15 protein-coding genes and 3 pseudogenes are annotated in these 13,047 nt (G+C 23.3%); 8 read left to right on the top strand and 10 right to left on the bottom strand.

The window, feature by feature from the left end:
- The first annotated feature begins 32 nt into the window (after positions 1–32).
- Positions 33–314 (top strand): hypothetical protein, encoded by a 282-nt coding sequence (locus AAHH39_RS06710; protein WP_342217470.1) that lies wholly within the window; start codon positions 33–35, stop codon positions 312–314.
- Positions 304–554 (top strand): annotated as a pseudogene (locus AAHH39_RS13370) (UPF0758 domain-containing protein). Before AAHH39_RS06710 ends, AAHH39_RS13370 begins: the two are co-directional and overlap by 11 nt.
- On the opposite strand, the gene AAHH39_RS06700 reads toward AAHH39_RS13370, so the two are convergent.
- Positions 551–1,340, bottom strand: a protein-coding gene (locus tag AAHH39_RS06700) for an IS5 family transposase (RefSeq protein ID WP_425288900.1) whose coding sequence is annotated in 2 segments (ribosomal slippage) — positions 551–1,078 and positions 1,080–1,340 — 789 coding nt in all. Because the reading frame shifts where the segments join, the coding sequence is not laid out codon by codon here. The pseudogene AAHH39_RS13370 and the gene AAHH39_RS06700 sit on opposite strands and share 4 nt — an antisense overlap.
- Before the next feature lie 36 nt (positions 1,341–1,376).
- On the opposite strand from AAHH39_RS06700, the gene AAHH39_RS06695 reads away from it, so the two are divergent.
- Complete coding sequence (locus tag AAHH39_RS06695) at positions 1,377–1,859, top strand: JAB domain-containing protein (RefSeq protein ID WP_342219332.1); 483 nt, start codon at positions 1,377–1,379, stop codon at positions 1,857–1,859.
- 143 nt (positions 1,860–2,002) lie between these two features.
- Positions 2,003–2,602 carry a LemA family protein gene (locus AAHH39_RS06690; RefSeq protein WP_342217467.1) on the top strand — a complete coding sequence of 200 codons (600 nt, stop codon included), beginning with the start codon at positions 2,003–2,005 and terminating at the stop codon, positions 2,600–2,602.
- A 335-nt stretch (positions 2,603–2,937) separates the two neighbouring features.
- On the opposite strand, the pseudogene AAHH39_RS06685 reads toward AAHH39_RS06690, so the two are convergent.
- Positions 2,938–4,185 (bottom strand): annotated as a pseudogene (locus tag AAHH39_RS06685) (IS256 family transposase).
- 1,116 nt (positions 4,186–5,301) lie between these two features.
- On the opposite strand from AAHH39_RS06685, the gene AAHH39_RS06680 reads away from it, so the two are divergent.
- The gene (locus AAHH39_RS06680) at positions 5,302–5,424 is read left to right on the top strand and encodes a hypothetical protein (RefSeq protein WP_342217466.1); all 123 of its coding nucleotides are present in this window, start codon (positions 5,302–5,304) and stop codon (positions 5,422–5,424) included.
- Positions 5,425–5,463: 39 nt separating this feature from the next.
- Here AAHH39_RS06680 and AAHH39_RS06675 read toward each other — a convergent pair whose 3' ends face one another.
- The 4 genes from AAHH39_RS06675 to AAHH39_RS06660 form a co-directional block, all read right to left on the bottom strand.
- Positions 5,464–5,997, bottom strand: a complete 534-nt coding sequence (locus AAHH39_RS06675; protein WP_342217465.1) for a hypothetical protein — start codon at positions 5,995–5,997, stop codon at positions 5,464–5,466.
- A 268-nt stretch (positions 5,998–6,265) separates the two neighbouring features.
- Positions 6,266–6,784 carry a hypothetical protein gene (locus tag AAHH39_RS06670; RefSeq protein ID WP_342217464.1) on the bottom strand — a complete coding sequence of 173 codons (519 nt, stop codon included), beginning with the start codon at positions 6,782–6,784 and terminating at the stop codon, positions 6,266–6,268.
- 11 nt (positions 6,785–6,795) lie between these two features.
- Entirely contained in the window at positions 6,796–6,930 is a 135-nt protein-coding gene (locus tag AAHH39_RS06665; RefSeq protein WP_342217463.1) for a hypothetical protein, read from the bottom strand.
- A 5-nt stretch (positions 6,931–6,935) separates the two neighbouring features.
- Complete coding sequence (locus tag AAHH39_RS06660; protein ID WP_342217462.1) at positions 6,936–7,817, bottom strand: hypothetical protein; 882 nt, start codon at positions 7,815–7,817, stop codon at positions 6,936–6,938.
- Between the two features lie 401 nt (positions 7,818–8,218).
- Here AAHH39_RS06660 and AAHH39_RS06655 point away from each other — a divergent pair, with 401 nt between their 5' ends.
- Positions 8,219–8,497: a hypothetical protein gene (locus AAHH39_RS06655; protein ID WP_342217461.1), complete on the top strand. Its 279-nt coding sequence runs from the start codon at positions 8,219–8,221 to the stop codon at positions 8,495–8,497.
- 108 nt (positions 8,498–8,605) lie between these two features.
- On the top strand, positions 8,606–9,040 hold the full coding sequence (locus AAHH39_RS06650; RefSeq protein ID WP_342217460.1) for a hypothetical protein: 435 nt from the start codon (positions 8,606–8,608) through the stop codon (positions 9,038–9,040).
- A gap of 334 nt (positions 9,041–9,374) precedes the next feature.
- On the opposite strand, the gene AAHH39_RS06645 is transcribed toward AAHH39_RS06650, so the two are convergent.
- The 4 genes from AAHH39_RS06645 to AAHH39_RS06630 form a co-directional block, all read right to left on the bottom strand.
- Positions 9,375–10,400, bottom strand: coding sequence for a hypothetical protein (locus AAHH39_RS06645; protein ID WP_342217459.1), 1,026 nt, complete (start codon positions 10,398–10,400; stop codon positions 9,375–9,377).
- A gap of 122 nt (positions 10,401–10,522) precedes the next feature.
- The gene (locus AAHH39_RS06640) at positions 10,523–11,467 is read right to left on the bottom strand and encodes an IS30 family transposase (protein ID WP_342217458.1); all 945 of its coding nucleotides are present in this window, start codon (positions 11,465–11,467) and stop codon (positions 10,523–10,525) included.
- Positions 11,468–11,540: 73 nt separating this feature from the next.
- A complete protein-coding gene (locus AAHH39_RS06635) occupies positions 11,541–12,158 on the bottom strand; it encodes a hypothetical protein (protein ID WP_342217457.1) in 618 nt (205 codons plus the stop codon).
- Complete coding sequence (locus AAHH39_RS06630; protein WP_342217456.1) at positions 12,112–12,570, bottom strand: hypothetical protein; 459 nt, start codon at positions 12,568–12,570, stop codon at positions 12,112–12,114. Before AAHH39_RS06630 ends, AAHH39_RS06635 begins: the two co-directional genes overlap by 47 nt.
- A gap of 153 nt (positions 12,571–12,723) precedes the next feature.
- Here AAHH39_RS06630 and AAHH39_RS06625 point away from each other — a divergent pair.
- Positions 12,724–12,930: pseudogene (locus tag AAHH39_RS06625) on the top strand (transposase); the annotation flags it as partial.
- Between the last annotated feature and the right edge of the window lie 117 nt (positions 12,931–13,047).

The raw sequence follows: 13,047 nt of genomic DNA, 5'->3' as shown, positions 1-13,047 counted from the left end.
AAATAAAAATAAGTTTTAGGGGGTTGATAAATATGATTTTAGAAGATTTAGAACCAATGACTGATCAAGAGTGTCAGGCAGTTAGTGGTGGTTTTGCTCAATTTTTAATGGGTGCCATGTTATCAGGGATAGCAATTCCTGTTATTAAAAATTTATGAAATAGTGTTTCAGGAAGTATTAAGTTACCAGGTGGTATTGAAAGTAAATGAGATAGTTCTAAAGATGATAGTAAAGATTTAGCAAAAATTAAAGATGAATTTAATAAATTTCAAGAAAAATTAACACATTTAATACCGCCTTTTTATGAATTTTAAAGAACTTAATAATACAAAAAAACCAAGAGAAAAAGCCATTAAATATGGCTTTGACGCTCTTAGTGATAATGAATTATTAGCAATTATTTTGCGAACAGGAACTAAAGAAAAAATGTATTATTTTTAGCGCAAGAAATAATTACTAATTTTAATGGTCTTGAAAATTTAAATAAAATAACTATTAAATCTTTAATGAGTATTAAAGGTATTGGTGTTAGTAAGGCTTTAGAACCTGTTTAGAATCTTTTTAATAAAACTGAAATAAATGAAAGAACAACCATTTGTAAACTAGTATTTAGTTTTCTTTCGCAATTTTTTCATAATCTTCTGTATTTTTCTAATCAAGCAAAGCTTCGTTCTACAATTCATCTTTTTGGTAATACTACAAAAGTATGTAATTCATTACGTTTTATCACTTCAACATTTGCATTTATGATTGTTTTGATTTCAGAAGCAAATTTTTCACCAGTATAACCAGCATCTACTATTATTTTTTGAACTGCAGAAAGATTTTCTTTTTCATTTTCAATCATTATTATAGCGCTATTACGATCTGTTTTTTCTGCTGTGGTTATGTAAATTGCATGTGGTAAACCTTGAGAATCAACAACAATATGACGTTTTATGCCTGAAATCTTTTTACCAGCATCATAACCTTTATTTTCAGTAGTATCTGTATTTTTAACACTTTGCGAATCAATTATACAAAAACTAGTTTGTTCTTTGCGATTATTATTGATACGAACTTTTTTAACTAATTTTTTTTAAAATTAATTGCAATACACTAGGTTCTTTACCATTATTTTTACTTCAAATTTGAAAATAATAATATACAGTTTGTCATTTTGGAAAATTTTTTGGTAGCATTCTTCATTGACAACCACTTTTTAATACATATAAAATTGCACAAAATACTTCATATAAATCTAAACTTCTTGGTTTTGTTTTCTTTTTGCTATTTTCTAAAATTGATTTTATGTTCTCAAATTGTTCTTTGGTGACATGACTTGGATAATTTTTATGCATATATACCTCTTATTTTAAAATATATAATCATTTTACATTATTTTCGAAAAGATTCTAAACAGGTTCTTAGAAATTTTAAGTTGTTTAGAAATAGTAAAAAGAATAAGAACTATTGAAAGTCAAAAAAAATATTTTAAAATTATTATTCCCGAAGATGTTTTTAATTTAGTTAATGCATATTATCAAAATTTAACGCAAGAACATTTTTATTTATTATTATTAAATAATCAAAATAAATTAATTCATCAAAATTTATTATATAAGGGTACTAATGATACTATGAAAATTGATGTTAAAGATATGTTGCATCTGGCACTTATTCATAAATCAAGTAAAGTAATTTGTATTCATAATCATCCTAGTGGTAATAGTGAGCCCTCACTATCTGATTTATATATCACCGAAGAAATTAAAAAAAATTTTCAGGTTTTTAATATTACCTTAGTTGATAATATTATTATTGGCAAAGGTAATTATTTTAGTATAAATTTAAATAAAAAATATTATAAGTTTAAATAAAAACTTAAAAAAATACATTACTTAAATTTAAAAATATAGTAAAATTATTATGGTTTAGTGTGTAAATAATATTTAACTTACCAAGAATGGACTAGTTATTAAACATAGTTTGTTATTAGATATTGATAAGAAAGGAGAAAATTATGTCAACAATTAAACCAAGCAATGAATCATTTACTGCCCAACCGTCACTATTTGGAAAAATTATGGTTTATTTATCTTTTGTTTTAATATTTCCAATAATTTTATTTATTGTTTCTCGTAATAATTTTCTAAGATTACAACAATCAATTGAAGAAACTGCTTCTGATATTGATGTACAATTAAAGCGTCGTTTTGATTTATTAACAAAATTAGTAGATGCTACTAAAGGTTATATGAAATTTGAAAAAAGTACATTAACAGATGTTGTATCTTTACGAAGTGGAAAAATGGAAACAATGAGTGATCTTTCAAAAGCAGATAGTGGACTTAATGCAGCTTTTGGAAAATTTAATGCTTTATTAGAAAATTATCCTGATTTAAAAGCAAATACTACTGTTTTACAATTACAATCAGGTGCCAAAGATTGTGAAGATAATATTGCTGCTGCTAGAAGATTTTATAATGCTAATGTTAAGATGTTCAATAGTAAAATTAAAACCTTTCCAAGTAATGTTGTAGCATCAACATTAAATTTAGTTTCAAAAGATTACTTTCTTGCATCAGATAGCGATCGTCAAGATATTAAAATTGATTTATAAAATTAAATTTATTTTTGAAAATATATTTAAATTAGTTATTTACCCCTTTCTTTAGACAAATAAATTGTTTTGAATAAACATTTATGATTTGTTTAAAGAAAGGGTATTTTATTTAAAATTAAAATTTATATTAATTAGATTTAATTCTTTTATTTTTTTATTATTTATTTCATTTTTTATTTAAGAAAAATTATATTTTGGTATAATCTAACTTATTAAGTAAGTTCTTAATAAATATTAAAGAAAGTAGTAAAATAATATGAATATTTTTTTTCAAATTTTTTCAAATTTTTCGAGGCTTTTTAGAAATCTGTGTATCTTTGTTTTACAAAGTACTAGTTCAGATTAATTCTGTCTTCAAATTTTATCATAAAATGAGCAATTGCTGTATTTCAATTTTGAATAGGCAATGTTCATTTTTTTGTTATATTTTCAATTGTAAATAAAATATTTTAAAAACTGACATATCATTAGAAAAAGCTTTTTTGTTTCTAATAACTTTTCGTAATTGACTATTAACAGATTCAATAGCATTTGTTGTATAAATTACTATAAATTACTCTTTTGATTTCTGCAGGATAACTAATAAAAATCATCAAATTTTCTCAATTTTTATATCAAGATTTAGCAATTTGGGGATATTGTTTATTTCATTTACTTTCAAATGATTCTAAAGCTTGCATTGCTTGTTCTTCACTACATGCACTATAAATTGGTTTTAAATCTGTAACTAGAGTTTTTCGATGTTTGTATGAAACATATTTTAAACTATTTCGAATTTGATGAACAATGCATAATTGATGTTCTGTTTTAGGATAAACTGCTTGTATTGCTTCTGACATGCCTGTTAAATTATCACTACAAGCAATCAAAATATCATTTAAGCCTCGATTTTTCATTTCTGTGAAATTAGCTAATCAAAATTTAGCACCTTCATTTTCACTAATTCATAAGCCTAAAACATCTTTTTTACCTTCTAAATCAACTCCTAATGCTATATAAACTGATTTGTTAATAATCCGTTTATCTTGTCGAACTTTAACTACTATACAATCAAAATAAACAATCGGATAAACGCTTTCTAATGGTCGATTTTGTCATGCTTTGACATCATCAATAACATCATCAGTAATTTGACTAATAACACTTTCACTAATATCAGCACCATGATATAACTCTTGTAACTGCATTCTAATGTCAGATAGAGTCATACCTTTTGCATATAGTGAAAGCACTTGTTGATCAAAACCATCAAATCTTCGCTGTCTTTTTGCAACTATTACAGGAGTAAAATCACTATTGCGATCTCTTGGTACATCAATCTCAATTTTACCTTGTTGAGTTATTAATTTTTTTGAACTTGTACCATTACGAGCATTTTCAGTATTACTATGTTGATTTTTTTCATATCCTAAATAATTTTGCATTTCAGAATTCAACATTTTTTCAACTAAACGTTTTGTTAATTCTTTATATAAACCCCCTTCTTTAAAAACTGTTGTTAAATCTTCAGTATTTTCTAATAATAAATCTACTGCTTTTGATATTGGATCATTATTATTAATATTTTGTTTTTTAGCCATCTGTAACTCACTCTTTCTAGTCATTTAATTATATTTACTAGAATTAATTAAACATAGTTATTTTTGTAAGTTACACAAATTACTAAACATTGCCATTATAATAAATACGATATCTTTTATTTTTAATAAAATTATAATTAATAGTTTTATTACCTTGTTTAGTAGCAACTTCTTTTCATTCATGAGTCCTTGGTGTTGGATTATTTGGTAATTCAATATCTCAATAATTTTCTTCTATTTCATTTGTTTCTAAACTTTTTGAATTAATTTTTAATTTTGGCGTAACATCAACTTTAATTGTATTTTGTAATTCTTCTAATGAAAAAATAGCACCATGATTAATATCTCCACCTTTTAAATATAAACTACAATCAAAAGAACTTCCTCTAACAGTTAAAGTTAATATTATATCTTCATCTTTAATTTTAAATTTTGCAAGTACATAATCTCCACCTAAATAACTACCAGTTTTAAACTCTACTTTATGCTTTATATTTGCTTGATTTATTGGTAATTCATCTAATGTTAAAATTACTCTATATACAGTATTAAAATTAATTTCAAACGTATCTCATTCACGATTATTTTTACTTTTACTTATTACTTTTCATATTTCTTTATCTTGTTTAGTATTTACTTTATCATCAACATATTTTTTTGTAGTTGCATCTTTATCTTGTTCTGGTTCACCTATATCAACAATTCTTTTATTATTAGCAGTAATTAATCTTTTTTCTTTAGGTTGTATTATATTTGGACTATTAGGGTCTATTTCTCATAATGATTCACCATTAGCACTAATAGTATTAGTTTTTTCATCAATCTTAATATTTTCACCAGCAATTAATTTATCTTGTTTTTGTTCTATTAAATTATCAACATATTCTTTATTTGTACCATCAGTTTCAAAAGTAGGTGTACCAACATCAATAATACGTTTATCATTTGCACTAATACCTTTATCATCTTTTGAATGAATAAAATTAGGATTATCTTTATCAACTTCTCATAATGAATCAATATTACTATCAACATGAATTTTTAATTTAGGTATAGTATCACTAACATCATCTATTTTTATACCAGTACCTTCAATTAAACTAATTTTTTGTAAAAATGTTTTTTAATTATGTAGAAAAGTATGGATGACCAAAAATTATTCATCAATTTACACTTAAAATATTATTTTTAATTAAAAATTTGTTAAAAGTAACATTATTTAGTGTAAAAATTCTCTAAAAATAACACTTTATCATGTATCATTACTTTTATAAAAAATTAAAGAAATGTTTTATTACCAGAATCTCAAGTAATTACTCTAGTATCACTTTCATCAAATATACTAGCTGTATTAAAATTATCTGTATTACATGAAATAGAATTATTTATTGCTTTTCTTGGTGTATGTAAATTTGCTTGTTGTAATAAATTATATACTTCCATTAATACATAATCTGGTTCACTTGGTGGACTAATACTACTTGATAAACCATTACCACTAATAGATACACTACTTCTTATAAATGCCATTCCATCAGTTAAATAATATATAGTCATTCGTGCTGTTGCTCTTTTAACTAATTGTTGTTGAGTTTCATTAAGATTTTTAAATCCTATTACTTCAATTTGATTACCAGTAATAGTATTAATTCTTTCACTTGATATAGCAATTGCCATAATAGTAAAATCAGTTTTAGTATTATCAGTAGTAGTTTGGTCAGCATCTGGTATAAAACCATATATAGTTTTTAAATCATCTTTTGTAATATAATTTAAATTTACATTTCAATCAATATTATTTTTGTTTTCCATAATCTTTATACCTTCCATATCCTTGTGTTACTTCTGATTTATTAACTACATCAATAACAGATTTATATTTTCCTTGTTGAGTAACTTTTTTATTAATATTTTTAACATTTCTACGTGCTAAATATTCTTTTAATTATGTAGAAAAGTATGGATGACCAAAAATTATTCATCAATTTACACTTAAAATATTATTTTTAATTAAAAATTTGTTAAAAGTAACATTATTTAGTGTAAAAATTCTCTAAAAATAACACTTTATCATGTATCATTACTTTTCTACAAAATTAAAGAAATATTCTTTATTTTCTTTATCTAATCCGCCATGATAATACTGTCTCATAAATACACTAAATGCTCCTTGTTTATAAGCACCAGTTGCTTTACACATATCAATTCAAGTTTCCCTTGTAACCATAAAATAATCATATGATTTATTTGATGTTCTAAATGTTAAAGAAGCAATACCATAAGTACCAGATTGTTGTTGAATAATTGGAGTTCATATACCACCTGCTAATGCACTACTAGAAAGATTTACATAAACTCCAATCATACTGTCATAATCTTCTTGTGTTAAAGAATTCATTATTATTTCTTTACCTTTATCCATTAATGATTTACCATTTAAATATTGTTTTTGAATATGTTGTAATTTAGCAATATTATTATTAGTAATATGTGTCATTATTTTTTTATGAATTACTGGTAAATTTGTTAATTTTTGTAAAACTTGTTGAAATTCTGATAATTCTTTTTGAGATTTACCTTGTCCTAATACTTTTGACATTAATTGATTTTTTAATATTCCAGCTGGATTTTTAAAAAACTATTAAATAAAGTATTATTTTTTTTAAATTTTTCTATTAATTCAGCAGTTTGTATATCACTAACAGCAGTTTCTAATATTATTCTTAAAAGTAAGATAATAGGCATTTAAATTACTTCTTTGTAAAAGTTACTTTTAAAGAACCAATATATAAATTTTTACCTTCAACATTTGCACTTGTTGCTGTTAAATCTGAAAAATTAGCATTACCTTTAACATAATTCGGATTTTTCTTAATAACTGCTTTTTCTACTTCATCTGCAGTAGGAGTTGCACCAGACATAGTAATAGCACCTAATTTAGTAAATTCAATTGCTGTAGTAATATCTACATTTTTATTTAATGCAAGTCCTTTAACTAAATCTCCTCTTAATGCTTCACCATTACTTACTAAAAATTTATGAAAATTTTTAATATTAGCATTAGTTTGTAAAATAAATGTATTATCAAGACCACGGTCAAATGGAAATGCTAATGCTTCTTTATGTACTAATACAGCATCACAACCTACAAAATCAAATTCTTCTTCTTTATCAATAACTCCAACAGGATATTTTCTACCTAATCATGGACATTCAACAATTTTAATTCCACCAATTTCTACAATATTACCATCTTTTAATGCTTGTGAAGCACTATCACTACCTAATGTAGTTGTTGATAATAATACTAATGGTTTAAAAAAACTAGATACTCATAATGTATAATCTTCTTCATCTGTACCAATATATTCATCATTAATTCTTGCTTTTAATGTTGCTAATGTATTTACAATTTTTAATCATAATAACATTCTGTAATCATCTATTTTAGGCGAATCTGGTAATGTAATATTAATAATTTCATTTTCTTTTGCTGTTTTAACTGCTAATTGCATTAATTTAGCAACTAAATATATTTCCACTAATTTTGCTTTTGCATCAATTCAACCACTAGTATAACTATCTGCAATAGTAATACCCCCATCTTCAAATTTTGCACCTAATCTTCTCAAATCTAATGTTTCAATTTCATAATTAATTTCTTTTTCTATATCTAAAAGAATTTTTTTGTTCTAATTGCAGTACCATTATTTGCACCAGCACCTTTAGTATAATTTTGTGTAATATTTCTTTTAGTAATATTATAAACAGCAGTACCAGCATCTAATTGCTCTCTATTTTCTACTGTTGCATTAATTAATGCTACTCTTTTATTATTAAAAATGGTATTGTGAAAAAAAGTGCTTTCATATTTGCAATATAATAAACAATTTCAATATAATTAATAGTATAGGTATCACAAAATAAACACCTTTAATTTAGGCGTTATTTTGTATTTAAAAGCATACTTGTAAAAATATCAAAAAATAAGTACAATTTAAAAGTAAAATTAAAGAAAAAGGAGTAATTTAATATGAAAACATGAATAAAAACAAATTTAAGTAAAATAACATCAATTTTAGCATTATTTCTTGCTACAACTGGTTTAATAGTTGGTTCACTAGCACATCATAAAACAAATGAATTATCTTATTATTTAGATTATGATTATGAAGCACACTGGGGGGCAATAATTTGAGCAGAAAAAGTTAGTAATTATCATAAAATAAAACTATATTTTGGAATTAAACCTTCAAAACAAGATGATATAAAATGAAATGGCATTTATCCTGATGGATATTTTGATAAATAAAATTTAAAAATAATGTATAATGATAAATATAAATTTAATATAAGTTTTTAAAACCTATTCTTTGATTTAAAAGTTAATAGGTTTTTTATTTTGAAGGGAGAAATAAATATGATTAAATTTAAAAAAATATTTTCAAAAGAATTAGGAAAAATGGGTAGTGTATCCGGTGGTATATTAGGAGGGATGATACAGCCATTAAATTCTAAAAACATATGAGATTTAAATAATATTGATGAAACATCTATATCATGTGCAAAAACATTGTCATCAATACTAATAGGATATAAAATAGGATATATTTTAGGATATTCATTGGGATATACGATTGGATATGGTTTGGACACATTATATTCTTGCATTACTAATCAATCAGAATTAACATATAGAATACTTAACAATACAAATAGAAATGATGATTTTTCAGATAGTATATCACCAAATGCTCCTCAACTAAATGATGTGATTATTAATAATATTAATTCTGAAAATAATATTGAACCTTCAACCAACAATGGCAATTCTGCAAGACAATTAACTATATAAATTATTAAAAATATAATTTAAATTTCTAAATTTATATAAGAAATATTTTCATTGTATTTATCAAATAAATTAATATTGTTTAAGTTTATTTCTTGTTTATCAGTTAATAAAGTTAAATTATAATTTCCAGCACCAAATATACCACTAAGTTCAATCCGATTTAAGTTATTAATCGGATTTTCTATTTGTAATTCAAATTCACTATTGTTATCGATTTGGAATATTTCTTTATAAAATTCTAGTTTTGAAAATAATTGATATTTATTTGAACCATATAAATTTAAAATATTTTTTATTTTATTTTTATCAATAATTGCTCTTGTAAAGTATTTTCCTATTCACCATTACCTAATGTTCAATCAGCAGGAATTAATGATGGAATATTATTACTTTCTAGCTCATTTGTTATAGATAATCAGTTAAATTGATTATCATCTAATTTAAATAATTCATTTTGGCTAATATCATTATTTTTTAACTTAATATTATTTATATCAGTAAAATCAAAATAATGAGATTTTAATATTACTTTTACATCTTTAAATTCTCAAACTTTATCAGGAGTAGAATGTATTGGATTAGATTTTAATTCAAAATAATAAGGTAATAATATTTTATTATCATCATTTAAACCTTTATTAATTGACATATTTGAATAAATATTATTTGATAACATAATAATTAGTTGTTTAAATATTTTTACTTGCTCTAAATTAATATAATTGGGATAATCTAACTTTCATTGTTTAAATAAATTAGTAATTACATCTTCTGGTTTTTGTCCTTCAAATTTTGCTCTTAATTTAGCAATATCTCAATCTATATTTTTTTGGTCAAATGATACACCATCAAAATTTCTATTATAAGTATATGTATAAGTTAGCATATCTAGTAATACTTTTTGTAAACTATCAATTGGTGGTTTATCATTAATTTCTATTTCAATATTATCAAAATTTTGTGATAATTCAATAACAATATTTCTACTTGGATATGGTGGGTTTGGTTCTCGATGACTATATAATAAATATTGTTCATTCTTTTTCATTTCAAAATCAGCTAATTTTTTCGGTATTGGGGATGGTCCATCATATTTACCAATTTTAGCATATGTTATTTTTGCATTATTAATAATTTCTTTTCTTGTTTCAGTTCCACCACCAATAGCAATTAAATCTAAAACTGATTTTTCTTGTCCTATAAATTGTTTTGCTAAATTTCAAGGTAATATTTGTTCACTAAATCATTGTTGTAATATTCTAACTTTTGGTTGTGTTTCAATAGGCATTGATAATAGCGGAAATGCTATCTTATCTTTGACAAATAACTTTGGGTATACATTCCATATTGTCAACTTCACCAAGTACCTTTATATTGCCGAAAATCATGCTTCTAGGCGCTTTAATTTTTAAACCAGTTACTTTGGTATCTTTATCTAATGGTTTTTGTAACCTGAATTGTAAATATAAATGGGACAGTTTTTTAAAATAATTGTATTAAATCTATTGGTCTTTTATAAGATAGTGATTTTCTGGGTGTAGAATTAATTTGAAATGCTATAGTATTTAAATCTTTTTGTTTATATGAAGATAGATCTGTAGATTTTGGTAAATATCTTCTTAAAATACCATTATTATTTTCATTTAAACCTCTTTGACAAGGTTTACCAGGATCTGCAAAATAAATCTTAACATTACAATTTTTTTCGATTAATTTTCATTTACTAAATTCTTTACCACGATCAAAAGTAATAGTTTTAACTGTTCCTTTTTGTAACTTTGAAATAAATTTTATTATACTTTTTGTAATATTTTCTGATTTATTATTTTTAGTTGCTAAAGGAATTGTGGTTTTTGATCATATATCAGCTAAAGTAATAATAGAACTTTTATGATCTTTACCAATGATAGTATCACCCTCTAAATGACCAAATTCTTCTATATTTTTAATATTAGGAATGATTAAATTTCTTTCATGAATAGACTTACAATTATTAATTCTGCCCCTAGTTTCTTTTTGTTTGTGAGGTTTATTTTTTCCTTTTCTCAATAAGTTATTTTCATCAAAACCCATTCGATTTGTTTTAAACATGTTATATAAAGTTTTTGTTGAAATACTTTTTATTTTATTTTCCTTTAAAAAATTAGCAATTATATCAAGAGCATAATTTTTAGTAATTAACAAATGATTAATAGTATTAATTTCTATTAAAGTTAAAATTATTAATTTTCTACCTGCATTTTGTTTATTTTTTTGAATTTTATTCAATATTTCTAATGGCAATAAGTTTTGATTTAATAATCTACAAACTCTATGTACAGTTGATTTACTATAATCAATGGCTTTTGCTATTTTACGAATCGAAAATCCATAACTTTTATATTCTTTTATTGCTATTATTGATTCAATAGTCAGATACTTATACATTGTGCTAATTCCTTTCTTTTCTTAATTATAGAATTAACACAATTTAATTTTTATATAAGTGTCCTTTTTAATTTTACAATTCAGGTAATTTAATAATAATTGGATAACCATCTCTTGTTTTAAAATCTTTAATTTTAATAATAGTAATACTTTTAGTACTTCTTGTTTTTGGATTTTGATAAAGTTGTGAATAATTATTAATAATATATAAATTATTAATATTATTTTCGGTTAATGGTTCATTAATACTAACTGCATATAACTTAAATTGATTTAATAAATTTATTTCTTGAAATATTAAATTTTTAATATCAGTCATACTATATTCAATTGTATTATCATTAATATTTGTACTTGCTCTTTGATTTAATTGCATAGTAAAGTCTGATGTTTCAACAGCAGTAGTCTTTAATACTTTATCAATATCAATAAAACCGATTTTAATAGTATTTGCTGAAAATTTTAAACTATTATTTTCATTATTTTTAAATAAACGTTCAATTTCATAAATATATATAGTTCTTTTTTTAAATTCATCGTATGCTCTATTAATATCAGGGTCACTAGTAGCTCTCATCATATTAGTAAAGTCATAAGGAATATTATCTATTAAATAATCATTTTCTAATTCTGCTTGATTAAGTTTAATTTGTTTCTGTGGAAACTTGGTTTGTGGTTTGTTGTTGTCCATTGTTCTCTCCTATTAATTGGTTATTTTCGGGATTAAATAGTTTTAATTTAACAGTTAAATTATTAATTTCTTGTTCATCATTAACATTAAATGTTTTACTATTTAATAAATCTTTATCAATTTTTACTAATATTTGAATAAATTTAAGAATATCAATATTAAATTGTCATAATTTTTGTTCAATATAATTAATAGTTGAAATATTTACTGCTGTACTTTCGGGAACTGATTGTTGTGCTGATTTCTTTTGACTTGGTATATGAATACCACAACGTTTAAATATTTCATTAACATTTCAATCGTATATATCAGTTAAATTTTTACCTTTAAAATTACTATTTGTCATATTGATATTTTCGTTTTGTTCATTATTATCTCCACCACTTTTAAATATGTAGTTTTTAGTAACCAAAGTTCTTACTGCTTCTTCTAATGTTGATTGAACATTACCATAAGTTTGACTAAATATAAATTTAGGTGAATTTAAAATGGTATCTAAGAACCTGTTTAGAATCTTTTCGAAAATAATGTAAAATGATTATATATTTTAAAATAAGAGGTATATATGCATAAAAATTATCCAAGTCATGTCACCAAAGAACAATTTGAGAACATAAAATCAATTTTAGAAAATAGCAAAAAGAAAACAAAACCAAGAAGTTTAGATTTATATGAAGTATTTTGTGCAATTTTATATGTATTAAAAAGTGGTTGTCAATGAAGAATGCTACCAAAAAATTTTCCAAAATGACAAACTGTATATTATTATTTTTAAATTTGAAGTAAAAATAATGGTAAAGAACCTAGTGTATTGCAATTAATTTTAAAAAAAATTAGTTAAAAAAGTCCTTTAATTTTGTAGAAAAGTAATGATACATGATAAAGTGTT

It is taken from the genome of Spiroplasma endosymbiont of Amphimallon solstitiale (assembly GCF_964030965.1).
Taxonomy (GTDB): Bacteria; Bacillota_I; Bacilli_A; order Mycoplasmatales; family VBWQ01; genus Spiroplasma_E.
This window is presented reverse-complemented; position numbering and strand designations above follow the sequence as displayed.